Genomic DNA, 22,163 nt, shown 5'->3' with positions numbered 1-22,163 from the left:
GCACAGCGTCCGCCACCGCCTGAAGCTGGCTCTCGGGAAGCGCGCGAAGAGCAGACGTCTCGTCAAGCCCGTCGAGGATCGAGGTTTCTATCCGTGACACCGAATCAACCTCACGTCCGGAGGGAAGATAAGCGCGCAACTTGTTGCGGCAGATGAATATTTTTCATGAAACCATGGATCATCGCGACCCCGTGGGTTCAGCCGACATCGAGGGGAGCGACACCCGCCGCGCGCCCGTCGGGCCCGAGCGTGATCGTCTGGATCCGCGCCTCGGCCTTGCGCAACAGACCTTCGCAATGCCGCTTCAAGATCTCGCCGCGCTCGTAGATCGCTACCGATTCGTCGAGGGGCACATCCCCCTTCTCCAGGCGTCGCACGATCTCCTCGAGCTGTTCGAGCGCCTTCTCGAACGGCAGGTCGAGTCCCTCGTCGGACACCTTCGAATCGGTTGTCGCCGCCACGGCGGATCGCGCTGCGGTCATCCCAGGGTACCCCTCATTTTGCCGGTCTAAGCCTGCGGCTGCCTGCCCGACAAGCCCAGGGGGGCGTTGGCTGCTCCATCGGCAAGCACTTCGTCAAGGGTGGCGTCGTTTCGGCCACACTCGATTCATCACAATTATAAGCTGATCGCGGCCTTGGCCCTTACCCCAGCGCGAGCGCGAAGGGATTTCCCTCGAACGCGTCGGCGCCCCGCCCGATCCCCGCGATGGCGGCGGACATCCGTCCTCCGCGTCCAAGCAGACGGTCGGCGATCTCCACGAACAGGGCATTGGGCGTCGCCGAAGGCGATGCGGCGCGCAGGGCGCGGGCGATCTCGGCCTCGTCCCGTTCCGGCGCAAGGGCGCAGGCGGCGATGTAGGCCGCCGCTGTGGAGCGGCTGATCCCGGCATAGCAATGGATCAGCAGTGGCCGGTCCCGGTCCCAGAAGGCAGCGAAATCGAGGATGCGGCGCACATGAACCTCACCCGGCAGGACATGCCCGTCGAGGGGAGCGACGATGTCGCTGACTTCGACCACGCAATGGCGCCCGTCGGCGATGCAATCGGGCCTAGCGATGGCGGTGCCGACCTTCATCAGCGTCATCAGGTGGCTCGCACCGATGCGCTCCAGGGTCTGGGGCAATTGCGACAGGGGGCAAACGTGAAGATCCGACATCAGGAATCGCTCGTAAGAACCTGAAAACGTGCAAGGAACCTCGATTGAGCCTTGGCGGTCGGCCAGGGCTCGATCAGCGCCTGCGCCTCCGGGGCCGCCGGGTGGAGATGCCCGAAGACCGTGCTGGCCTCGTCCGCCGAAAAGCCGGCTAGGTGGGTCGCTTCGAGATGGGCCGCCATCGCATCGGCACGCTTGACCAGGCGAACCTCGTCCTCGTCGGGCTCCGGCAGGCCGAAGCGCTGGCGGATCGCCGCCATCAGGCGCAGTTCCACACCCTTGTAGGACGGTCCGATCGCCGCCTTGAACGGCGAGATGATGTCGCCGATCACGTATTCCGGCGCATCGTGCAGCAGAAGTTCGAGGCGCTGCATCCGGGTCCGGCCGGGGGCCAGATCCGCGCCGATGGCCTCCACCAGAAGTGCGTGCTGGGCCACGGAAAAGACGTGCGGCCCGGCGGTCTGGCCGTTCCAGCGAGCGACGCGGGCGAGACCGTGGGCGATGTCGGCGATCTCGATGTCCTGCGGCGAGGGATCGAGGAGGTCGAGGCGCCGGCCCGACAGCATCCGCTGCCAGGCGCGGGGGGCGGTGGCGCTCATCGGCCCGCCCCCATGGCGGCGCAGGGGGCGTGTCGATGGCACGCGGCGAGATGGTCGTTCACCATGCCCACCGCCTGCATGAAGGCATGGACGATGGTGGGGCCGCAGAAGCTGAACCCTTCGCTCTTGAGGGCGCGCGAGATGGCCCGCGAGATCTCCGTCTCGGTGGCGATGCCGGCCCGGTCCGTCGCCCGGCCCTGGATCGGCCGGCCCTCGACGAAGTCCCACAGGAAGCGCGAGAAGCCGGGGCCGCGCTCCTCGATGGCGAGGAAGGCGCGGGCACCCGCGATGGTGCCGACGATCTTGGCGCGGTTCCGGATGATCCCGGTATCCTGCATCAGGCGCTCGACATCGGCCTGCGTGAACCGCGCGATGGCCTCCGGGTCGAACCCGGCGAACGCCCGGCGAAATCCCTCGCGCCGCCGCAGGATGGTGATCCAGGACAGGCCGGCCTGGAACCCGTCGAGGATCAGCTTTTCGTACAAGGCCCGGCCGTCATGCTCGGGCACGCCCCATTCGGTGTCGTGATAGGCGACGTAGACCGGATCGAGCCCGGCCCACCAGCAGCGCGGGCAGCCGTCGGAATGATGGATCAGGCCTGTGGAATCGTCGGACATGGGACCGAGCGTAATCGGAACGGATCAAGAACACCAGATGGGCCGAGAACGCCGGGAGGCCGAGTCGTCGTCAGGACCGATCAAGAGCGCATTCCCTCTCCCCGCACGCGGGGAGAGGGCCGCGAAGACCCAGTCGTCGGCGCGGCGAGGCGGCAGCCGACGGTGAGGGGGCTCGGCCCAAGAAGTCTTCTCCGAAATCACCGCCTTACCGTCGCTCCGGCTTCGCCTCCACTCACCGAATGCACGACGGGATGCCTTCGGTCCTCTCCCCGCAAGCGGGGAAAAGCGGGCGCTTACCGGGTGTCATTGTCGCCCCCGATCACCCGGCAGGCGTCACCTCCGGGAAGGCGAAGGTGGCGAAGGAGGGTTTCTCGACACCGAGGATCGTCGCGCCGGCGCGCACCGGCTCGCCGGCGGCGACCGCATCGGCGAGGCGGTCGAGGCGGAGCATGGCGAGACCGCGGGCGCCCGACACGCTGCCGACCGTGCCGAGCCCGCGCGGTCCGGCGGTCACTTCCGCGCCGGAGGTCACGGCCTCCCCGTCGCGGGAGATCACCGGAACGATGCGGGTGCGCGCGGTGCCGCGATGCTGCATGCGCGACACGACCTCCTGGCCGACATAGCAGCCCTTCCTGAAATCGACGCCGGCGAGCTGATCCATCAGCGCCTCGTGCGGGAAGGCATCGCCATAGGCGAAGTCGCGTCCGCCCTCGGGGATGCCGCGGGCGATGCGGTGGGCGTGGTAATCCGCCTCGGTGGCATCGGCCGAGAACGCGCCCTCGGCGAAGACGAGGCGCTCGCCCAACGCCGGGAGGCGCCCGTCGCGGAGGCGCTCGGTGGCGGCGGCGGCCTCCGCCCCGCCCCAGGCGGCGGCGAGCCCCAGGGTCGGGTCGACGGCGATCGTCACCTTGGCGCGCAGGCGGTAGAGCGTGAGGCGCTTGGCGAGCGCCGGGGCCTGATCGGCCGGGCAATCCAGGCGAAAGCCCTCGCCGGAGCGCCAGATCAGGAAATCGAACAGGATCTTGCCCTGCGGGGTCAGCAGCCCACCGAGCCGCGCCTCACCCGGCTCGAGGGTCTCGATATTGCAGGTCACAACACCCTGAAGGAAACTCGCGGCCTCATCGCCCGCGATGGCGATGACGGTGCGGTCCGGCAGCAGGGCGATCGGCATGGCAACTCCTCGAAGGTCATCCTGCAAAGCTCCTCCGGCGCGCATCGTGGCGATGCGCCGACGGGCCTGACGGCAGGGCACGGCGTTGCACGCCGCGCGAGCCTGACATAAGCCGCCGCCACCCGTGTCTCAACGCCGTTCAGGAGCGACCCCGATGGACCAGCCCTTCGACCTCCTCCTTACCGGCGGCAGGATCGTCAATCACGACGGCGAGCACGCCGCCGATCTCGGCATCAGGAACGGCCGTATCGCCGCCATCGGCGACCTGTCCCGGGCCGAGGGCGAGCGCCAGGATTGCACCGGCCTGCACCTGCTGCCGGGTGTCATCGACACCCAGGTCCATTTCCGCGAACCGGGTCTCGACCACAAGGAAGACCTCGAAACGGGCTCCCGCGCGGCGGTGATGGGCGGCGTCACCGCCGTGTTCGAGATGCCCAACACCAACCCGCTGACCACCAGCGCCGCGACCCTGGCCGACAAGGTGGCGCGCGGGCACCACCGCATGCATTGCGACTTCGCCTTCTGGGTCGGCGGCACCCATGAGAACGCCCATGAGGTTGCCACCCTGGAGCGCCTGCCGGGCGCTGCGGGGATCAAGGTGTTCGTCGGCTCCTCCACCGGCGCGCTCCTCGTGGAGGACGATGCGGGCGTCGCCGAGATCCTGAAACGCACCCGGCGCCGGGCCGCCTTCCATGCCGAGGACGAGCCCATGCTGCGCGAACGCAAGGGCCTGCGGGTGCCGGGCGATCCGTCCTCGCACCCGGTCTGGCGCTCGCCCGAGGCCGCGCTGAAGGCGACGCAGCGCCTCGTGCGCATCGCGCAGGAGACGGGCGCGCGCATCCACATCCTGCACATCTCCACGGCGGAGGAGATGGTGTTTCTCGCCGACCATAAGGACGTGGCCAGCGTCGAGGTGACGCCGCACCATCTCACCCTCGACGGGACCGAGGCCTATGCCCGCCTCGGTACCCTGGTGCAGATGAACCCGCCGGTGCGCGACGCGGCGCACCGCGACGGGATCTGGCACGGGCTGACGCAGGGCGTCGCCGACATCCTCGGCTCGGACCACGCGCCGCACCTGCTGGAGGAGAAGGCCAAGCCCTATCCGGATTCCCCCTCCGGCATGACCGGCGTCCAGACGCTGGTGCCGATCATGCTCGACCACGTCGCCAACGGACGGCTGTCTCTCGCCCGCTTCGTCGACATGACCAGCGCCGGGCCGAAGCGCCTGTTCGGCATCAGCCGCAAGGGCCGGCTTTCGGTGGGCTACGACGCCGACGTGACGGTGGTGGACCTGACGCGCCGCGAGACCATCCGCAACGCATGGATCGCGTCGAAATGCGGCTGGACCCCCTATGACGGCGTCACCGTCACCGGCTGGCCGGTGGGCACCATCGTGCGCGGCAGGCGCGTGATGTGGCAGGGCGACCTCGTCGGCCCGTCCAGCGGCGAGGCGGTGGTGTTCGACGAGGCGCTGTCGCCGGGTTAACGAATCCCCCGGCAGAGCTTGATCCCGGCCCCGAAACGCATCGAGCCGCCCGGTCCTATCCGGGCGGCTCGATCGATCACACAAAACGTCAACGGGTCGGGTGCGGCCCGGTCCCGTGCCTCAATGCTGGGGGGCGGTGGTGAAGGCGCCCCCGCGGATGCGGTCGGGAAAGCCCTCGGCGTAACGCGCGGTGGCGTCCTCGCCATAGGTCATCACCAGTTCCTGGAAGGCGGCGAACAGGGCGGCCTGCGCCATGCAATCGCCGTCGAGCCCGTCGAGACAGCCTTCCGCGAACGCTTCCGACACGTAGCCGAGGGCGGCACGCTTGTCGTCGAGATCGGCCTCGAAGGGCGCGGGGGCGGTGTCGATCTGCATGGCGATAACATCGGTTGCGCCGAAGAATGGCTCGGCGGATGACCGAAACATATGCCGAGGCCCGCGCCTCGGGAAGCCAAGAATTGCGAAGCGGTTAACGTCGGCGGTCGAATACGACGATTTTCCTTCAGCCTTGCGCCCCGTATCCCGAAAGCAACACCGCCGCCTCAGCCCCCGAAGCGGCTGGCCAAGGCGTGGGACAGCCGTTCCCCCTCGGCGACATAGCGGGACGCCGCCTCCGTCGCCGATGGGGTGCAGGCCCGGTAGGTGAGGGAGTATCCGCGATAGCCGCGGTTATACGCTCCGGCGAGACGGTCCCGCCGCCCCGGCGTCACTCCCTCGGCTTCCATCAACGCCTTCATCCGGGTCGGCCATTCGGCAGCGTCCGGCGCCGCGCAGAGGCTGCGCAGGAAGGAGAGGGAGCCGATGATTTCGGAGAGCCGCATCAGGTCCCGGTCGTAGGGAGCGGGCGGCGGCTCGGCGGGGGCAGGGGGCTCCTTGTCCTTCTCGGGGGCCTTCTGCGCGGGCCGCGCCGGGTTGGCGCGCTGCTGAGCCGAAGCGAGATCGGGCATGCCCACCGCGAGGGCGGCGAACATCAGCACGGGCGACAGGCATCGCATTACCCACGGCACAGCCACGCCCCGTCCTCCGCCGCCGCGAACCTCATCGGGCAGGTCTACACCGTTTCCCGGCCGAGACGAGGAGCGCGTCGGTCTCATCGGGATCCCGTATCGCCGCTCAGGCCCGCGACCTGCGCGAAGGCCTCGGCCACCGTGTCCCGCAATCCCGGCGTGGTGGCGAGATCCGCGAGCTCGTCGGGAAAAGCCCAGCGCACGTCCAGGGCCTCGGGGCCTACGGCCGGCTCGCCCGAGGTCCAGAGGGCGGCGTGGGGATGGACGACGTAATGGTGGCGCACGCGGCCGTCCTCGGCCCGCAGGATGATCTCCGTCGGGGTCAGGGAGCGGACGACCACGGCCGAGACGCCGACTTCCTCGCCGAGCTCCCGCAACGCCGCCTGCGCCAGGGTCTCGCCGGGCTCCACCAGCCCGCCGGGAAGCGTCCAGACCCCGCGCAGGGGCTCGTTGGCCCTGGCGGCCAGCAGCACCCGCCCGTCGCGGATGACGGCGATAGACGCGCCGAGGAAGGGGCGCGCCGGGAAGAGCCGGACGTCGGAACCGTCCTCGCTCGCTGCTTCGCTCATGGGGCTCGACGTTTCTCGGTTACGGAGAGATGAGCGCCACCCGCCCGTCGGCGAGGCCGACGAGAAGGCGCGTGCGAGGGCCGTGGCCGATGGCCGCGACACCGAAGGCGGCGAGGCCGGGCAGGGGGATGCGCTTCACCTCGCGGATACCGTCCTTCAGGGACAGGATGGCCAGGGCGCTCCGATCCGCCACGGGCAAGGCGAGTTCGGCCACACCGTCCCCATCGGTATCGAGAACGGCCGACAGGTCGGCCCCGCCCTCGCCCGGAGACAGGGTGGTGTAGCCGGCCCCCTCGCCGACCAGTCGCAGGGCTCCGGCCTCGTAGGCCCAGAGCTGGAGGATGCCGGCCCCGTCGGGCGCCGCCACCGCGGCGATCCGGGGTTGTCCGGCTTTCGAGACATCGCCGATCGCCGCGAGTGTCAGCGACTGCCCACCCGGCCCCGCCGCCTGAACCGGGCTCCGGGCGAGGACGGACCATGCCTTGTCCGGCTCCGCCGGAGATTTAGTGGACTCTGCCAAGGGCTTGCCGACCACGACCAGGGCCGATCCGCCCTCCTGCGCCGTCACAGCCACGATGACCGGCCGGCCGTCGATGAGGATCGCGATGGGGCGGCGCAGGGCGAAGGCGGCGCCGTCACCGGCGGTGACCGCGGTGGTCACGATGGGAACGGGCTTCGGATCGGCGCTCATCCCCACCGGCTGGCGCTCCCGGATGGTGAGCGTCCCGGCGCGCTCGAACTCGCTGGCGTTGGGGCGGACGGGGTCGGACAGGTGGACACTGAGCGGACCGAGGGTCGCGCGCTGGGTGCCGGGAACGGCGCCGCGCGGAGTCTCGGAGACGGCGAGCCCGTCGATGGCCTCGACACCGAGAAGGGTGGTGGCGACCTTGCCGTCGGCGAGGGTCAGGGCGGCACCGCCCTCGTCGCCCCACAGGACTGCCAGGGACACATCCTCCACCACCTCGCCCTTCAACCCTTTGGGACGGGCGAGCGGAAGCAGGCCGGAGGTCGCCACCGCCAGGGACACCTCGCTGCCCGGGCCGCGCATGGCGCGCGCCCTGAACGGCAGGTCGAGGATCGTGACGACCGGATCGGCCCGGACGGGTCGCGCGCCCAGGAGCGAGGCGACGAGAACGGAGACCGCGAGGAGCGCCGAGAGCGCACCTCGGTCAGACATGCTGACCGCCGTTGATGTGCAACTCGGCGCCGTTCACGTAGGAGGACGCCTCGGTGCAGAGGAAGTAGATCGCCTTGGCCACCTCGTCGGGCGTGCCAAGGCGCCGCTGCGGGATGCCGGCCACGATCTTGTCGGTGCCGGGCGACAGGATCGCCGTGTCGATCTCGCCCGGCGAGATCGCGTTCACCCGAACCCCGAGGGGGCCGAAATCGCTGGCCATCTCGCGGGTGAGGCCCGCGAGCGCCGCCTTCGACGTGCCGTAGGCGGCCCCCGCGAAGGGATGCACGCGGGAGCCCGCGATCGAGGTGACGTTGACGATGGAGCCCTTGGCGCGGGTGAGCTCCTCGCATAGGCCGCGCGCCAGGAGCAGGGGCGCGAAGACGTTGACCTGGAACACCTTGCGCCAGTCGCCGAATTCCGTGGCGATGGCGCCGAGGCGCTCGCCGTTGCTGCCCTTGGGCGAGATGCCGGCATTGTTGACCAGCGCATGGAGCAGGCCGCCCTCGTCGGCGAGACGGCCGGCGACTTCAGCCACACCGCGCATCGTATCCTCGGGGTCCGAAAGATCGACCTGGAGGTGATCCTCCGGCCCCATCTCCCAGGGGCAATTCTCGGGGAAGGCATGGCGGGAGCAGGTGATCACCCGCCACCCGGCCGCGGAGAAGCGCTTGACCGTGGCGTGGCCGATTCCGCGGCTTGCGCCCGTCAGCAGCATGACGCGGCGGCGTTCATTGCTCGATATGGCCAAAGCCGTTCCTCAGGATCCGGAGGCGGTGGACAGCCGAGATCATCCCGCCGTGCCATGCCCAGGTCTAAGCCGCGCCGGCCGGGAAATCCAGGGTCGATCCCGCGTCGCAGCAAGTCCTGATCAGCGCTCTTCGAGACGGGCCCCGCGATAAAATCGCCGGGCGAGGATGCCGGGGCTCGCTGCCGCCGCCGTGCCGATGGCCGTCGCTCGTCTCGCGAACCGTCGCCCGTGGTCGATCGAGGACGGAGACGTCGTGGTCGTGTCTCAGTTCGACAGTTCAGCCCGGTCGAGTGCTCGGTTCGAACCCCAATTCACCATCTGGGGAACTCCATGCCGTGATCGACAGCGATCATTCATCGATCCATGAGGTCGGCACCAATGCGCCAACCTCATGGGCACGACGATGTGTCCGAGCCCGGGCTGCGAACGGACCTTGCTGCAATGCCCTCCGCTCCGCAATCGACCCTCTCACCCGGTGACGGCGATGCATCAGGAGACGAGGTAGCTCTTGTTCATCGTGAGGGTGACGACGACCCCGGCCTCATTCCATTCCCGCTCGATCGACCCATCGAACTGACGCGTCATCGCACGTTTGAGAAGCTTGCTGCCGTATCCGCCCGGTCCCGATGGTGCGGCGACCGCCGGGCCGCCCCGTTCAGTCCAGACGACCACGACCGTCTCCTCCTGCGAGGAGCAGGAGACGTCGAGCATACCCACCGGGACCGAAAGGGCCCCGTACTTGAGGGAGTTCGTCGCAAGCTCGTGCACGACCAGCGCGAGGGTCGTCGCGGCGGCCTCGCCGACGCCCATCCTGGGGACGGACACACGGATGCGGCCGCTGAAGGCACCCATGTCGTCGTATGGCGCCAACAGGATCGCGATCAGGTCGCCCAGGAGCGCCGCCTTGCCTTCGCTGCCCGGCAGCGGCCGGACGAGATCGTGCGCACGGTCGAGGGCGGTGAGACGCTGGGTGAGTTCGCGCGCCATGTCGGTCGAGGTGGTCGTCGAGCGTGAGGTGATGGCCGTCAGGCCGGTGGCGATGGCGAGCAGGTTCTTGACGCGGTGGCTCATCTCGCCGGCGAGAAGCTCGTGGCCCTCCTCGGCCTGCTTGCGGCCGGTCACGTCGAGGAAGATGCCGAACATGACCCGTCCGACGATGCCTTGGTCGTCACCCTGTCCCCGGGCGGAGATCCAACGGACCTCGTTCGAGTGCATGATGCGGAAGTCGATCTCGTAGGGACCGACGAGCCCCCGCGTCGCCGAGAACGCCGCCCTGACGCGGTCGCGGTCCGCCGGGTGGATACGCGAGGACAAATCCTCGAAGGTCACGGTCCGGTCGGGCTCGACACCCCAGAGGCCGCAACCACGGGCATCCATCGTCAACGTATCGTCATCGACGTTCCAGGACCACAGGGCGACTCCCGCCGCATCGATGGCGAGCCGGAGGTGCTTGGCGGTCCACACGACGGGAGAGGTGGGCTGCGTTTTCAAGGCGGATTTCCATGAGCCCGATTGTCCCGCGGCTCTGAACGGAGAGGGATCGTGACGCCACCTTAGAACTCAACCCGACTTGTGTCCGTCATGGTGTGAGTCGATCGTGCTCGATGTCGACGCAGGCCTTGCATGCAAGCCCGAGACTGCGGCTGTCATTGATGGTGTCCATCGGACGGGTACCCTCCACCCATCGAGAACTACCTGGAGCGGACCGGCAAAAATCTCCCGATCCGACGTTCCGCCCGACTTCCAGAGCGTGACATTCGGGGCGCGGAGGCGACCTCTTCCATTCCGCGACGCCATCACTTCCCGGCCTCCTTGTTGCAATGCTCCGTCATGGATAGAGCCTCGCCCCGCTCCAGCCGCCGCCATCCCTCGTGAAGCGGACGCGGTCGTGGAGCCGGAACGGGCCGTCCTGCCAGAACTCGATGGAGACCGGGGCGATGCGAAACCCCGTCCAGTTCTCCGGGCGCGGCACCGGCTGGTCCTCGTAGCGGGCCGACAGGGCGGCGACCTCTGCCTCGAGGGTGGCGCGGTCGGTGAGCGGCCGGGACTGGCGGCTGGCATGGGCGCCGAGGCGGCTCTCGCGGCGGCGGCTGGCGAAATAGGCGTCGGCCTCCTCGATCGACACGTGGCTCACGGATCCGCGCGCGCGGACCTGCCGGCGCAGGCTCTTCCAATGAAGGACGAGGGCCGCCTGGGGGTTCTGCGCCAGCTCCTCGCCCTTGGCCGAGTCGACATTGGTATAGAACACGAAGCCGCGCTCATCGGCCCCCTTGAGCAGGACCATGCGCACGTCGGGCAGACCGTCGGAGCCGGCCGTGGCGAGCGCCATGGCGTTGGGATCCTCGGGCTCCGCGCGCTCGGCCTCGCCCATCCAGGCGGAAAACAAACCCCATGGGTCTGTGGACAGCGTGAAGTCCCCACCGGCCCCGAGGGGGGAGGCCGCGGGTGAGACACTGCCGGGCGTGGCCGGCTCATCGATCCTTAACCGATCCAAGGCGTAATCCTGTGAGTGAGATCCGGGTCGGGGGCACCGACGTGGGACACGATTTGTCGTCGTTCGAGTCACGTCGTGAGAACAGGTGTAATGCGTCGGAGCGAGAGTAAAGCCCAACACGTCTCCATCCGTGCCGTCGTCGCACCCCGTCTGGCCCGCGTCCGGTGCGCGGCGGTGCTGACATCGGGCAGCGTGGCCCTGGCCTTGTCGCTCGCCGGCTGCGGCACTCCGATCCTCACCTTCCAAAGCGAGAGCAAGTCGGAACCGGACGTGACGGTCCCCGAGCCCCTGGTCACGGGCAGCATCGACAAGCGCCCCAAGAGCTTCGGCAGCGAGATGTCCGACGAGGATTGGCGGCGGGCGCACGCGGCCCTGGCGGTGGCCCTCGATCCGCAGGGCAATGGCCGTCCGGTCAAGTGGGACAACCCGGATTCGTCCCTGCGCGGCTCCGTCAACCCGACGGGCCTTCCCTATGTCGCCAACGACCTGATCTGCCGGGACTTCCTCGCCTCGGTCATCGCGCCATCGCGCAGTCGCTTCGTGCGCGGTACCGGCTGCAAGCCTTCGGGGGGCGAATGGGAATTGACCCGTATCCGCACGGCCAAAGCCAAGGCCTGACGCCGAGAACGGCTCGGCTGTTGGCAAGATCGTGCCGCCTTTGGGATCGTCCGGCGTGGCGGCGGGTTGACGCGTGGATCGAACCGTCGAATCCTGCCGGATGACCGTTGCATAGAAGCAACAGCCATTCCACATAGCGGAAGACTTCGACAGGGGCGGGCATGAGCCCGGCCCCGTGCGGCACCGAGACCGATAACAGACGATGCGCAATCCCTACGACGTGCTGGGTGTGGCCAAGGGCGCCAGCGAGGCTGACATCAAGAAGGCCTATCGCAAGCTCGCCAAGGCCTACCACCCCGACACCAACAAGAACGACGCAAAGGCCAAGGACCGCTTCTCTGAAGCCAACAGCGCCTACGAAATCCTCGGCGACGCGACCAAGCGCGCCCAGTTCGATCGTGGCGAGATCGATTCCGACGGGAGACCTCGTGCGCCATCCGGCTTCGATGGGTTCGGCGGCTTCGGTGGCGGCCCGGGCGGCGCACGCTCCGCGGGCTTCGACTTCGAGAGCGCCGCGCGCAACCGGGCCGGTGGCGGGGGAATCGGCGAGGATATCTTCTCGCACCTGTTCGGCGACACGTTCCGAGGCGGTGCCGGTGGCGGTCCGGGCGCCAGGGGACCGATGAAGGGTGAGGATCTCGCGGCCGAACTCTCCGTGACCCTCGAACAGGTGGCGAGCGAGGAGAAGCTGCGGATCTCGCTCGGCTCGCGCGACGTCGACGTAGTGATCCCCAAGGGCGTCGTGGACGGGCAGACCATCCGCCTGCGCGGCCTCGGGAACCCGGGCGGTCCACGCTCCTCGCCGGGCGACGCCCTGCTGACCATCCGCATCCTGCCGCACCCGCGCTTCACCGTGGAGGGGGCTGATCTGCGCACCTCCGTCGACCTCGCCCTCGAGGATGCGATCCTCGGCGGGCCGATCCGGGTCCCGACGCTCACCGGCGCGGTGGAGATGCGCGTTCCGGCCATGACGAGTTCGGGCCGGACCTTCCGCCTGAAGGGCAAGGGCCTGCCGAAGAAGGACGGCAGCCGTGGCGACCTGTTCGCCACCACGGCGATCTCGCTGCCGGCGAGCGAGGACGAGAACCTCATCGCCTATGCCAACGGGCGCCGGGCGGCGCGCGCCGCCTCTGGACAGGCGTAGGCGCGGACTTCCGTCCCCGGCGCACCTCCGCTAAGGATGCCTCGGCGCGAGCGCTTCCCCCCAGGTCCGGACGGGTGCGCTTCGGCGCGCGACGGCCTCTGGCTCAGGTGACTCATGGCGGACACGAACCCGGTACACGATCACGTCGGCGGCTTGCTCGCCGGGAAATGCGGTCTGGTGCTCGGTGTCGCCAACAACCGGTCCATCGCCTGGGGCATCGCCAAGAGCGCCCATGCCCACGGCGCCAAGCTCGCCTTCAGCTACCAGGGCGATGCCCTGAAGAAGCGGGTCGAGCCCCTGGCGCGCGAGCTCGATGCCCATGTGGTGGGGCATTGCGACGTCACCGACGGCGCCTCCATCGACGCCGTCTTCGCGGAAGCCGGCCGCGTCTTTCCGCAGGGGATCGACTTCGTCGTCCATTGCATCGCCTTCTCCGACAAGGACGAGCTGACAGGGCGCTACGTCGAGACCTCGGAGGCGAACTTCACCAAGTCGCTGATGATCTCCTGCTACTCGTTCACGGCGGTGGCCCAGCGTGCCGAGAAGCTGATGCCCAATGGCGGCTCGCTCCTGACGCTCACCTATTACGGCGCCGAGAAATGGATGCCGCATTACAACGTCATGGGTGTCGCCAAAGCGGCGCTGGAAGCCTCCGTGCGCTATCTCGCGGCCGATCTCGGCCCCTCGAAGATCCGCGTCAACGCCATTTCGGCGGGGCCGATCAAGACGCTCGCCGCCTCCGGCATCGGCGACTTCCGCTACATCCTCAAGTGGAACGAGTACAATGCGCCCCTGCGGCGCACGGTGACCATCGAGGAGGTCGGCGAGACCGCCTCCTACCTGATATCGGACATGTCGCGCGGCATGACCGGCGAGATCCTCCATGTGGATGCCGGCTACCACGTGGTCGGCATGAAGAACCCGGAAGCCCCTGACCTGAGGCTCGACAGCAAGGAGTGAGGCGGGCCGCGTGCGGGAGCGCTCCGCGCCGGCGGGCCCCGGCGGATAAGGCGAGGGACCGACCCGCTCAGGGGCCGCTTTCCGCCGAGGCCCTGTCCCCATGAAGACCAGCCCCGCCTTCGATGACGCCGCGTCCGTCGGGATCATCACCGCCGAGCAGGCGCGCGCGCTGTCCGCCTTCTACGCCGCGCAGCCGGGACGGGGGGCGGCCTTCGATCTCGCCCACGTGCTCTGGTATGCCGGTGCCCTGGTGGTCATCGGCGCCATGGGCCTGTTCTCGACCCTCGCCTTCGGGATGATGGGTGGCCCCGCCCTCACCGCCACCGCCCTGATCTACGCGGCGGCCTTCGTCGCCGCCGGGCGGAACCTTCGCATCGCGCACGACCTGCCTGTCCCCGGCGGTCTCCTCATCGCCTGCGCCGTGGCCATGACGCCGCTCGCCGTCTACGGCCTGCAGGAGAGCTGGGGCTGGGGCGAACAGGGCCGGCCGGGCGCCTATCGCGACGTCTTCACCTGGATCAAGGGCGGCTGGGTGCCCATGGAAGCGGCGACGCTTCTGACCTCGGCCATCGCCCTGCGCGCCACACGCTTCGGCTTCATCACCCTGATCGCAGCGGTATCCCTGTGGTTCCTGTCCATGGATATCGGCCTCTGGGTCAGGGGGCCGGATCTCGATGGGGAGACCCGCCGGACGATCTCGCTCTGGTTCGGCCTCGGCCTCATCGCCTTCGCCTGGGCGGTGGATCTGCGCCAGAAGCGGACGGATTACGCGTTCTGGCTCCATCTCTCCGGCATCCTCACCTTCTGGGGCGCGGTGACCTGGCAATTCTCCGACAGCGAGGTGGCGAAGGCGCTCTACGCCTCGATGAACGTCGCGCTCATCAGCCTCGCCATCTTCCTGTCTCGGCGGATCTACGCGGTGTTCGGCTCCATTGGCGTCGCGCTCTATCTCGGCGATCTAGCGAGCCGGGTCTTCAGAGACTCGCTGCTCTTCCCCTTCGCCCTGTCGCTCATCGGTCTCGGCCTGATCGGCCTCGGCATCCTCTACCAACGCCATGCCAACAGGATCGGCGGGGCGATGATGCGGTCACTGCCGGGATCTCTCCGGCGCTGGCGGCCCGACCACGGCGACAGGGCATGACCGGCTGAGCATGAGAGCCCCCGTCAAGCGTCGTCGACTTCCGCGAACTCTCCCGACAGCTTGAGCCCGTCGATCCAGGTCGCCCCGTCCCGCTTGACCACCCGGCGGGGCGACACGCCGCCCCGCTCCCCGATCGCATCGGCCAGCCGCTCCGAATGGGTCACCAGCCAGACCTGTGTGCGACGCGACGCGGTCACGATCATCCGTGCCAGGGGATCGAGCAGGTCCGGGTGGAGGCTCGTCTCCGGCTCGTTGAGGGCGATGAAGGGCGGGAGCCGGTAGGCGAGGAGGGCCCCGGCGAGGGCGAGATAGCGAAGCGTCCCGTCCGACAGTTCGGCGGCCTCGAACACGCGCTTGGGGTAATCGGGGAAGACCATCCCGAAGCTCGCCTCGCGGCCGGGCGACGGAATGACGAGGCGCGCGCCGGGGAAGGCATCGGCCACGGCCCCGTCGAGATCGACGGTGTCCTCGCGGATGTGCCGGAGGGTGGCGAAGACGGCGGCGAGGTCGGATCCGTCCGACGACAGGGTCGGCGTAGTGACGGCGAGGCAGGGCCGGCGCAGGGCCGAGGCCGCGTCGGTGCGGAAATCGTAGTGGAAGCGCCAATCCAGCAGCGCATGCCGGACGAGATGCAGTTCGGGAAACGCGACCGCGTCCTGAAGTGCCGCGAGCGCGGTTTCCGTGGCGAGGAGACTCGTGCCGAGAGAGCGCTTGCGGCCGTCATCGCCGCGCACGAAGCCGGAAGGCCCGTCACGCTCGAGCATGACCGCCGGCCGCCGGCCCGACAGGACGGTGAGCCGCTCCCGCTTGATCTGCGGTTCGAGCCGGAAGGCGGCCCCCCTGGGGCCGTCCTCCGACTGGGGCACCAGACCGACCTCGATCTCGTATCGGTGGGCGACGGACGCAGCCTCGTCGCCGAGCTCGACGGACCACCCCACCCGCACCGGCCCCTTGCCGCTGCGTGGTCCGGCCCAGACGACCGAGTCCATCCCGCCCTCCGCCGCGAGATCACGCACCAGCGTGCCGGCGGCGGCGGCCTGCAGGCGTTCGAGCGCCCGGTAGAGGTTGGTCTTGCCGACGGCATTGGCCCCGATGAAGACCGAGAGGGCCTCCACCGGAAACCGGATGGACCGCAGGGAGCGGTATCCCGAGGCCGCCACGTCGCGGACGGTCAGCATGCGCGCATTCTCAAGCACCGGCTCCCGACGCACGAACCATCGTCGCGCGGTCGGATCAGGTCAATCCGGCACCGTCAGCTCGGCGATGCCCGGCTGAGCGTCCGGATAGCGCGGGTCCATCGCTTCCAGGGTGTTGGCGATGGTGCGGGCGACGAGGAGGTTGCGGTACCATTTGCGGTTGGCCGGCACCACGTGCCAGGGCGCGTGCGGGGTGGAGCAACGGCTCAGGGCATCGGTGAAGGCGCCCTGATAGGCGTCCCAGGATTGCCGCTCGACGAGGTCGGCCGCATCGAACTTCCAATGCTTCTCGGGATCGGCGATCCGCGCCTCCAGGCGCTCCTTCTGCTCGTCCTTCGAGATGTGCAGGAAAAACTTCAGCACGGTGACGCCCGACAGGGTCAGCATCCGCTCGAAATCGTTGATGAGGTCGTAGCGCGGTCGCCATACCCCCTCCGGCTCCAGGGACTTCACCCGCACCACGAGCACATCCTCGTAATGGCTGCGGTTGAACACGCCGATCATGCCGCGCCCCGGCACCTTGGCGTGGTAGCGCCAGAGGAAGTCGTGATCGCGCTCCTCCGCGCTCGGGACCTTGAACGACCACACCCGACACCCTTGCGGGTTCACCCCCTCGAAGACCGACCGGATGGTGCCGTCCTTGCCGCCGGTATCGATGGCCTGGAGCACCACGAGAAGGCTGCGCCGATGCTCGGCATAGAGCCGCTCCTGCAACGCCTGGATGCGGCCATGCTCCACGAGGAGCGCCTGTTTGGACGCCTCCTTGTCGAGCCCGCCATCGGCATTGGCGTCGATCGCTGCGAGATCCAACGCCTCGCCCGGCTGCACGGTGACGATGCCGGCTGCCGCGCAGGAGGCGAGGGCGGCCGTGTCGACCGGGCTTTCGCGCTTGGCATGGCGCATCGCCGAACGGGCCCAGGCGGCGGAGGAGGGCGGCTGGTCCGATTCCGGACGTGGGCTAAGCGGTTTGGGCTTGCGCGCCCTCGTGGTGTCCGATTGGCCCGAATGCCGCTTGCCGCGCTTCTTCGCCATGATCACATTTCGCCTTATACGATATTCAATCGATGCCGCGGGCACCGCACCAGCGCACCGCCGCTCCGGGAAAGCAGTGTGCCGATGCCTGTAACGCCTAGAGCAACCTTGAGCGCGACAACGATCCGCGGCCGTGCCCGTTCCGGACAAGCGCGGCGCCCCGCCACGAACGGCCGGCGCGCATGACGGTGTATTTCATCCGCCACGGCCAGACCGACTGGAACGCGGAGGGCCGCCTCCAAGGTCAGCGCGACGTGCCTCTCAACGCCACGGGCCTGGGCCAGGCCGAAAGCGTGGCCGAACGGCTGAAGGCCGTGGCGGGGGCCAGCCTCGCCGAGGCCGCGTTCGTCGCGAGCCCGCTCACGCGCACGCGACAGACGATGGAGGTGCTCCGGGCCAGCCTCGATCTCGCGCCGAGGGCCTATGCCGTCGACACTCGCCTGATGGAGATCAACTTCGGCACCTGGGAGGGTTCGACCTGGGCCGAGATCCGCCGGCGCGACAGCCGGGGCGCCCTGGCACGCGACCGGGACCGCTGGGGCTATCGTCCGCCGGGCGAGCATGGCGAGAGCTATGCCATGCTGGTGGACCGGGTCAGGCCGGCGATCGCGGACCTGCAGCGGCCGGCGGTCATCGTCGCCCATGGCGGGGTCGCCCGCGCCATCCTGGTGATCCTCGGCTATACCAGCATCCGCGAGGCCCCCCGGATGGGCATCCGCCAGGGCAGCGTCCTCGTCCTCGACCAGTCCCGCTGGCGCTGGGCCTGATCCGCTTTCTCCGCGAAGACCGGTTCTAGGCGGCTCGGCAAACGTGCTAAGCGGGCGCGACCACAGTGGGGCGCCGCGATTTCGGCACGATCCGGGCGCCTAACCCGGCCAAAAGGACGGTCTCGCAGCGGCGGGGCCGGCAGCGGAGCATCGGATGAGCAGTCTCGCCGAGACGACCCGGCCTCGGGCGGAGTCGCTTGTGGACAAGGCCGAACGGGGCGAGATCGGGTCGCATAGCGGCGCCGGAGCGCCGGAGCGGAAGGCCGTGCTGCGCGGAGAGAGCCGCCCGGACCTCATCCGGGACGAGGTTCTGGGAGAGATTTTTTCCGACAGCGCCCGCCTGCGCCCCGACCATCCGGCCATCGTGGACGGCGCGAGCCGGGACGCGGCCGGCCGTCATCCGAAGTTCACCTATGCGGAGGTCGAGGCCCGCGCGCTCGCCATCGCCCGTGGCCTGAATCATCGCGGCATCGGCCCCGGCGACGTCGTCGGCCTCTGGATGGCGCGCGGCCCCGACCTGCTGATCGCCCAGATCGGCATCACGATGTCGGGAGCCGCATGGCTCCCCTTCGATGCGGAGGCTCCCGCCGACCGCGTGGCGGTCTGCCTCGACGACGCGCAAGCCAAGCTGCTCCTGGTCTCGACCGCCTTCGCGCCCCAGGCGCCCACGGGAACCCCGTCCCTCACGACGGAGGCGCTTCTCGCCGAGGTGCCGGCGGATGCGCCGCGCCCCGATCCGCGCGGCGCCGGCCTCACCCCCGCGCATCCGGCCTATCTGATCTACACCTCGGGCTCGACGGGATTGCCCAAGGGCATCGTCATCAGCCACGCCAATATCTGCCACTTCCTGCGCTCGGGGAACGCCCTCTACGGCATGCGGCCCGACGACGTGGTGTTCCAGGGCGCCTCGGTGGCGTTCGATCTCTCGATGGAGGAGATCTGGGTTCCCTACCTCGTCGGCGCGACGCTGTTCGTGGCGAGCCCGGCCATGATGGGCGATGTCGAGGCGCTGCCCGACATCCTCACGCAGAACCGCGTCACCGTTCTCGACACGGTGCCGACGCTGCTCGCCATGCTGTCTCAGACGCTGCCGAGCGTCCGCCTCGTGCTCCTGGGCGGCGAGGCCCTGCCCGAGCCCCTGGTGGCCCGCTGGGCTACGGCCTCCCGGCAATTGTTCAACACCTACGGACCGACCGAGGCCACGGTGGTGGCCACCGCCGCCGAGATGCGGCCGGGCGAGCCCGTCACCATCGGCGGCCCGATCCCGAACTACTCCGTCTATGTCGCGAGCGAGGGACTGGAACTGCTCGGGCCCGGCCAGCAGGGCGAACTTCTCATCGGCGGCCCGGGCGTCGCCAAGGGCTATCTCCAGCGTCCGGAACTGAGCGCGGAGAAATTCGTCGCCAACCCGTTCGCCTCCGATGGGACCGATCCGGTTCTCTACCGCTCGGGCGACGCGGTCTCCCTCGATGCGCAGGGGCGGATCCTCTTTCACGGCCGCATCGACGACCAGGTCAAGATCCGCGGCTTCCGAGTGGAGCTCGGCGAGATCGAATCCCGCATCCAGGCGCAGGCCGGCATCAATCAGGCGGCGGTGGTCCTGCGCCAGGACGACGGTGTCGACCGGCTCGTCGCCTTCCTGATTCCGGAACGGGGAACGGAGTTCGACAAGGCCGCCCTGCGCCACACCCTCGCCGAGCAGATGCCGCCCTACATGGTACCGGGGCATTTCGAGGTGGTGGAGGTGCTGCCCCGCCTCACCTCCGGCAAGGTCGACCGCAAGGCCCTGCGCATCGCGACCCTCACGGTCGCCGACCTGTCGGGCGAGCAGGAACTGCCCGACAACGAGACCGAGGCGGCGATGCTGGCCGCAGCCAAGCAGGTGTTCGGCAACCAGCCGATCCCGTTCGAGGCCGACTTCTTCACCGATCTCGGCGGACACTCGCTTCTGGCCGCCCGCTTCGTCGGCGCGGTGCGCGAGGCGCCCGCGCTGGCCGCCATCACCCTGCAGGACGTCTATACGAGGCGCACGCTGCGGGCGATGTCGGAGGCGCTGATCGAGCGCACCGGCGGCGTCGGTACGCAGATGGCAGTGCGCGACCTCGGATTCGTAGCGCCGCCGCTCCTGCGCCGCGTCCTCTGCGGAACCGCGCAGGCCCTCGCCCTGCCTTTCGTCATCGCGCTCGCCACCTCGCAATGGCTCGGCATCTTCGTCACCTACCTGCTGCTCACCGGCGGCTCGCTCGGCTTCTTCGGCGAGATGGCGGTGCTGCTCCTCGTCTATATCGGCATCAACGCCGTCACCGCCTCCATCGCGGTGGCTGCCAAATGGCTGATCCTAGGGCGCACCAAGCCCGGCCGTTACCCGCTCTGGGGCGTCTACTATTACCGCTGGTGGCTGACGCAGCGGTTGACCCCGCTCGTCCACGTGAAATGGCTCCAGGGCTCGCCCGCCATCGCCATCTACCTGCGCCTGCTGGGCGCGAAGATCGGCGCGGACGCCCTCATCTCGGACATCGAGGTCGGCGCGCCCGACCTCCTCACCGTCGGGGAAGGAGCCTCGCTCGGCGGCCGCCTCGTCATCGCCAATGCCGAGGTGGTGGGCAACGAACTCGTCATCGGCCCCGTCACCATCGGCGCGGACGTGGCCATCGGCACCTCCTGTGTCATCGGCCCCGAAACGACGATCGGCGATTTCGCGGAGATCGCCGATCTGACGACGATTCCCACCGGCACGGTGGTGGGACGCGCCGAGCAATGGGACGGCTCGCCCGGCCGCAAGGTCGGCATGGCCGACCCCGCGGACCTACCCGAGGCCGCCCAGGCCTCGCCCCGTAGGCGCGCCGGGTTCCTGGCCGTCTACGCCTTCCTGCTCGCGGCGATCCCTGCCGTCGGCCTGCTGCCGATCTTCCCGGCCTTCTACATCTTCGACCAGCTCAGCGATTCGCTCAGCGACATCACCGACATCGACTACCACTGGTACCTGCCGCTACTGACCTGGCCCACCGCCATGCTGATGACGGCGGGCACGGTGCTCCTCATCGCGGGCATCCGCTGGCTCGTCCTGCCGCGGGTCTCGTCGGGCACCTACTCGATCCATAGCGGCTTCTACCTGCGCAAATGGGCGGTGGCGCTCGCCGCCGAGGTGACGCTGGAGACGCTCTCCTCGCTCTTCGCCACGGTCTATATGCGGGCCTGGTACCGGCTGATGGGCGCGCGGATGGGGCAGGGGGCGGAGATCTCCACCAACCTCGCCGGGCGCTACGATCTGGCGGATGTCGGCGCGCGCAACTTCATCGCCGACGAGGTGGTGTTCGGCGAGGAGGAGATCCGCCGGGGCTGGATGCACATGCATCCCGTGAGCACCGGCGCACGCGTCTTCGTCGGCAACGACGCCGTGGTGCCGCCGGGCGCGGTGATTCCCGACGACATGCTGGTGGGCATCAAGTCGAAGCCGCCCGCCAACGAGTTGATGGCGCCGGGGGATACGTGGTTCGGCTCGCCGCCGATCAAGCTGCCCTCGCGCCAGAAGGTCGATCTCGGCTCCAGCGCTCAGACCTACGAGCCGGGTCTGGGACCGAAGCTGCGGCGTGGCATCTTCGAGGCGTTCTCGACCTCGTTCTCGCCGATGCTGTTCATCACGCTGGCGATCTCGGCCATCGATTTCTACTTCTACCCCGCGATCCTCGCCCAGGACTGGACCGGTCTGGCCATCAGCTTCGTCGTCGTCAGCGTCGCCATCGCCTTCATCCAGTCCTTCACCGTGATCGGGGTGAAATGGCTGCTGATGGGAGTCTACCAGCCCGGCATGCGGCCGATGTGGTCGTGGTGGGCCATGCGCACCGAGGCCGTGGCCGTGCTGTACTGGGGTCTCGCCGGCAAGGTGCTGCTGGAGCATCTGGTCGGGACGCCGTTCCTGCCCTGGATGCTGCGCCTGCTCGGAGTCAAGGTCGGCCGGGGCGTCTGCATGCTCACCACCGACATCACCGAGTTCGATTGCGTCACCATCGGCGACTATTCGGTGATCAACCGGACCTCGGCGCTCCAGACCCATCTCTACGAGGACCGGATCATGAAGGTCGGCCGCGTAGTGGTGGGCGAGGGCGTGTCCGTGGGGGCCTTCTCCACCGTCCTCTACGACACCAAGGTCGGCGACTACGCGCGGCTTCGCCCGCTCACCATCGTGATGAAGGGCGAATCGATCCCGAGCCATTCGGAATGGGAGGGGGCGCCGGCGGTGCCGGTGATTCACAAGGCGGCGGGTGCCTGACGCGGGGCCTGC

Annotated in this window: 21 protein-coding genes; 7 read left to right on the top strand and 14 right to left on the bottom strand. The window is 69.0% G+C overall.

Annotation, left to right across the window (positions count from 1 at the left end; all coding sequences use genetic code 11):
* Positions 1-197 precede the first annotated feature (197 nt).
* The 5 genes from ASF26_RS17730 to ASF26_RS17710 form a co-directional block, all read right to left on the bottom strand.
* Positions 198-482: an exodeoxyribonuclease VII small subunit gene (locus tag ASF26_RS17730; protein ID WP_056256895.1), complete on the bottom strand. Its 285-nt coding sequence runs from the start codon at positions 480-482 to the stop codon at positions 198-200.
* Between the two features lie 160 nt (positions 483-642).
* Entirely contained in the window at positions 643-1,155 is a 513-nt protein-coding gene (locus ASF26_RS17725; protein WP_056256892.1) for a hypothetical protein, read from the bottom strand.
* Positions 1,155-1,751 (bottom strand): HD family hydrolase, encoded by a 597-nt coding sequence (locus ASF26_RS17720; RefSeq protein WP_056256889.1) that lies wholly within the window; start codon positions 1,749-1,751, stop codon positions 1,155-1,157. The genes ASF26_RS17725 and ASF26_RS17720 overlap by 1 nt, the downstream gene beginning before the upstream one ends.
* Positions 1,748-2,368: a DNA-3-methyladenine glycosylase I gene (locus tag ASF26_RS17715; RefSeq protein WP_056256886.1), complete on the bottom strand. Its 621-nt coding sequence runs from the start codon at positions 2,366-2,368 to the stop codon at positions 1,748-1,750. The genes ASF26_RS17720 and ASF26_RS17715 overlap by 4 nt, the downstream gene beginning before the upstream one ends.
* Positions 2,369-2,687: 319 nt before the next feature.
* The gene (locus tag ASF26_RS17710; RefSeq protein WP_056256882.1) at positions 2,688-3,539 is read right to left on the bottom strand and encodes a folate-binding protein YgfZ; all 852 of its coding nucleotides are present in this window, start codon (positions 3,537-3,539) and stop codon (positions 2,688-2,690) included.
* A 154-nt stretch (positions 3,540-3,693) separates the two neighbouring features.
* On the opposite strand from ASF26_RS17710, the gene ASF26_RS17705 reads away from it, so the two are divergent.
* Complete coding sequence (locus tag ASF26_RS17705) at positions 3,694-5,028, top strand: dihydroorotase (RefSeq protein ID WP_056256879.1); 1,335 nt, start codon at positions 3,694-3,696, stop codon at positions 5,026-5,028.
* A gap of 120 nt (positions 5,029-5,148) precedes the next feature.
* Here the strand turns inward: ASF26_RS17705 and ASF26_RS17700 are convergent, their stop codons facing one another.
* The 7 genes from ASF26_RS17700 to pdxH all read right to left on the bottom strand — a co-directional run bounded on the left by ASF26_RS17700 (position 5,149) and on the right by pdxH (position 10,936).
* Positions 5,149-5,403 (bottom strand): hypothetical protein, encoded by a 255-nt coding sequence (locus ASF26_RS17700; RefSeq protein ID WP_019903771.1) that lies wholly within the window; start codon positions 5,401-5,403, stop codon positions 5,149-5,151.
* Between the two features lie 167 nt (positions 5,404-5,570).
* Positions 5,571-6,023 carry a TIGR02301 family protein gene (locus tag ASF26_RS17695; RefSeq protein WP_056256876.1) on the bottom strand — a complete coding sequence of 151 codons (453 nt, stop codon included), beginning with the start codon at positions 6,021-6,023 and terminating at the stop codon, positions 5,571-5,573.
* 95 nt (positions 6,024-6,118) lie between these two features.
* The gene (locus ASF26_RS17690) at positions 6,119-6,604 is read right to left on the bottom strand and encodes an NUDIX hydrolase (RefSeq protein WP_056256874.1); all 486 of its coding nucleotides are present in this window, start codon (positions 6,602-6,604) and stop codon (positions 6,119-6,121) included.
* Positions 6,605-6,623: 19 nt separating this feature from the next.
* Positions 6,624-7,781 carry a hypothetical protein gene (locus ASF26_RS23705; RefSeq protein ID WP_056256868.1) on the bottom strand — a complete coding sequence of 386 codons (1,158 nt, stop codon included), beginning with the start codon at positions 7,779-7,781 and terminating at the stop codon, positions 6,624-6,626.
* Complete coding sequence (locus ASF26_RS17680) at positions 7,774-8,496, bottom strand: SDR family oxidoreductase (protein ID WP_056149277.1); 723 nt, start codon at positions 8,494-8,496, stop codon at positions 7,774-7,776. Before ASF26_RS17680 ends, ASF26_RS23705 begins: the two co-directional genes overlap by 8 nt.
* A gap of 522 nt (positions 8,497-9,018) precedes the next feature.
* The gene (locus ASF26_RS17675; protein ID WP_056256863.1) at positions 9,019-10,020 is read right to left on the bottom strand and encodes a sensor histidine kinase; all 1,002 of its coding nucleotides are present in this window, start codon (positions 10,018-10,020) and stop codon (positions 9,019-9,021) included.
* Positions 10,021-10,357: 337 nt separating this feature from the next.
* Positions 10,358-10,936, bottom strand: coding sequence for a pyridoxamine 5'-phosphate oxidase (gene pdxH / locus ASF26_RS17670; protein WP_082477691.1), 579 nt, complete (start codon positions 10,934-10,936; stop codon positions 10,358-10,360).
* Between the two features lie 261 nt (positions 10,937-11,197).
* Here pdxH and ASF26_RS17665 point away from each other — a divergent pair, with 261 nt between their 5' ends.
* The 4 genes from ASF26_RS17665 (at position 11,198) to ASF26_RS17650 (ending at position 14,886) form a co-directional block, all read left to right on the top strand.
* Positions 11,198-11,641, top strand: coding sequence for an RT0821/Lpp0805 family surface protein (locus ASF26_RS17665; RefSeq protein WP_056256998.1), 444 nt, complete (start codon positions 11,198-11,200; stop codon positions 11,639-11,641).
* Between the two features lie 202 nt (positions 11,642-11,843).
* Positions 11,844-12,785 carry a DnaJ C-terminal domain-containing protein gene (locus tag ASF26_RS17660; protein WP_056256856.1) on the top strand — a complete coding sequence of 314 codons (942 nt, stop codon included), beginning with the start codon at positions 11,844-11,846 and terminating at the stop codon, positions 12,783-12,785.
* Positions 12,786-12,899: 114 nt separating this feature from the next.
* Positions 12,900-13,745: an enoyl-ACP reductase FabI gene (fabI, locus tag ASF26_RS17655; RefSeq protein ID WP_056256854.1), complete on the top strand. Its 846-nt coding sequence runs from the start codon at positions 12,900-12,902 to the stop codon at positions 13,743-13,745.
* Between the two features lie 100 nt (positions 13,746-13,845).
* On the top strand, positions 13,846-14,886 hold the full coding sequence (locus ASF26_RS17650) for a hypothetical protein (RefSeq protein WP_056256844.1): 1,041 nt from the start codon (positions 13,846-13,848) through the stop codon (positions 14,884-14,886).
* A 23-nt stretch (positions 14,887-14,909) separates the two neighbouring features.
* On the opposite strand, the gene ASF26_RS17645 is transcribed toward ASF26_RS17650, so the two are convergent.
* Both ASF26_RS17645 and ASF26_RS17640 read right to left on the bottom strand, forming a co-directional pair.
* Positions 14,910-16,064, bottom strand: a complete 1,155-nt coding sequence (locus ASF26_RS17645) for an AAA family ATPase (protein WP_056256841.1) — start codon at positions 16,062-16,064, stop codon at positions 14,910-14,912.
* Positions 16,065-16,124: 60 nt separating this feature from the next.
* Positions 16,125-17,114, bottom strand: coding sequence for a polyphosphate kinase 2 family protein (locus tag ASF26_RS17640; RefSeq protein WP_056149288.1), 990 nt, complete (start codon positions 17,112-17,114; stop codon positions 16,125-16,127).
* 182 nt (positions 17,115-17,296) lie between these two features.
* Between ASF26_RS17640 and ASF26_RS17635 the strand changes: the two genes are divergently transcribed.
* Together ASF26_RS17635 and ASF26_RS17630 are read left to right on the top strand one after the other, a co-directional pair.
* Positions 17,297-17,881 carry a histidine phosphatase family protein gene (locus tag ASF26_RS17635; RefSeq protein WP_056256839.1) on the top strand — a complete coding sequence of 195 codons (585 nt, stop codon included), beginning with the start codon at positions 17,297-17,299 and terminating at the stop codon, positions 17,879-17,881.
* 154 nt (positions 17,882-18,035) lie between these two features.
* Positions 18,036-22,151 (top strand): Pls/PosA family non-ribosomal peptide synthetase, encoded by a 4,116-nt coding sequence (locus tag ASF26_RS17630; protein ID WP_244475970.1) that lies wholly within the window; start codon positions 18,036-18,038, stop codon positions 22,149-22,151.
* Positions 22,152-22,163: the final 12 nt, after the last annotated feature.

The sequence above is a fragment of the Methylobacterium sp. Leaf93 genome (genome assembly GCF_001422345.1).
In the GTDB taxonomy this organism is placed as follows: Bacteria; Pseudomonadota; Alphaproteobacteria; order Rhizobiales; family Beijerinckiaceae; genus Methylobacterium; species Methylobacterium bullatum.
The sequence above is the reverse complement of the archived record's forward strand: the minus strand, read 5'-3'. Positions and strand labels throughout refer to the sequence as shown.

Bases quoted from the DNA above. Each gene is read 5' to 3' on its own strand.
- ASF26_RS17635 (WP_056256839.1), top strand. From the start codon at position 17,297: ATGACGGTGTATTTCATCCGCCACGGCCAGACCGACTGGAACGCGGAG.
- ASF26_RS17660 (WP_056256856.1), top strand. From the start codon at position 11,844: ATGCGCAATCCCTACGACGTGCTGGGTGTGGCCAAGGGCGCCAGCGAG.
- ASF26_RS17640 (WP_056149288.1), bottom strand. From the start codon at position 17,114: ATGGCGAAGAAGCGCGGCAAGCGGCATTCGGGCCAATCGGACACCACG.
- fabI (WP_056256854.1), top strand. From the start codon at position 12,900: ATGGCGGACACGAACCCGGTACACGATCACGTCGGCGGCTTGCTCGCC.
- ASF26_RS17725 (WP_056256892.1), bottom strand. From the start codon at position 1,155: ATGTCGGATCTTCACGTTTGCCCCCTGTCGCAATTGCCCCAGACCCTG.
- ASF26_RS17650 (WP_056256844.1), top strand. From the start codon at position 13,846: ATGAAGACCAGCCCCGCCTTCGATGACGCCGCGTCCGTCGGGATCATC.
- ASF26_RS17700 (WP_019903771.1), bottom strand. From the start codon at position 5,403: ATGCAGATCGACACCGCCCCCGCGCCCTTCGAGGCCGATCTCGACGAC.
- ASF26_RS17720 (WP_056256889.1), bottom strand. From the start codon at position 1,751: ATGAGCGCCACCGCCCCCCGCGCCTGGCAGCGGATGCTGTCGGGCCGG.
- ASF26_RS17645 (WP_056256841.1), bottom strand. From the start codon at position 16,064: ATGCTGACCGTCCGCGACGTGGCGGCCTCGGGATACCGCTCCCTGCGG.
- ASF26_RS23705 (WP_056256868.1), bottom strand. From the start codon at position 7,781: ATGTCTGACCGAGGTGCGCTCTCGGCGCTCCTCGCGGTCTCCGTTCTC.
- ASF26_RS17730 (WP_056256895.1), bottom strand. From the start codon at position 482: ATGACCGCAGCGCGATCCGCCGTGGCGGCGACAACCGATTCGAAGGTG.
- ASF26_RS17710 (WP_056256882.1), bottom strand. From the start codon at position 3,539: ATGCCGATCGCCCTGCTGCCGGACCGCACCGTCATCGCCATCGCGGGC.
- ASF26_RS17715 (WP_056256886.1), bottom strand. From the start codon at position 2,368: ATGTCCGACGATTCCACAGGCCTGATCCATCATTCCGACGGCTGCCCG.
- ASF26_RS17680 (WP_056149277.1), bottom strand. From the start codon at position 8,496: ATGCTGCTGACGGGCGCAAGCCGCGGAATCGGCCACGCCACGGTCAAG.
- ASF26_RS17695 (WP_056256876.1), bottom strand. From the start codon at position 6,023: ATGCGATGCCTGTCGCCCGTGCTGATGTTCGCCGCCCTCGCGGTGGGC.
- ASF26_RS17705 (WP_056256879.1), top strand. From the start codon at position 3,694: ATGGACCAGCCCTTCGACCTCCTCCTTACCGGCGGCAGGATCGTCAAT.
- ASF26_RS17630 (WP_244475970.1), top strand. From the start codon at position 18,036: ATGAGCAGTCTCGCCGAGACGACCCGGCCTCGGGCGGAGTCGCTTGTG.
- ASF26_RS17690 (WP_056256874.1), bottom strand. From the start codon at position 6,604: ATGAGCGAAGCAGCGAGCGAGGACGGTTCCGACGTCCGGCTCTTCCCG.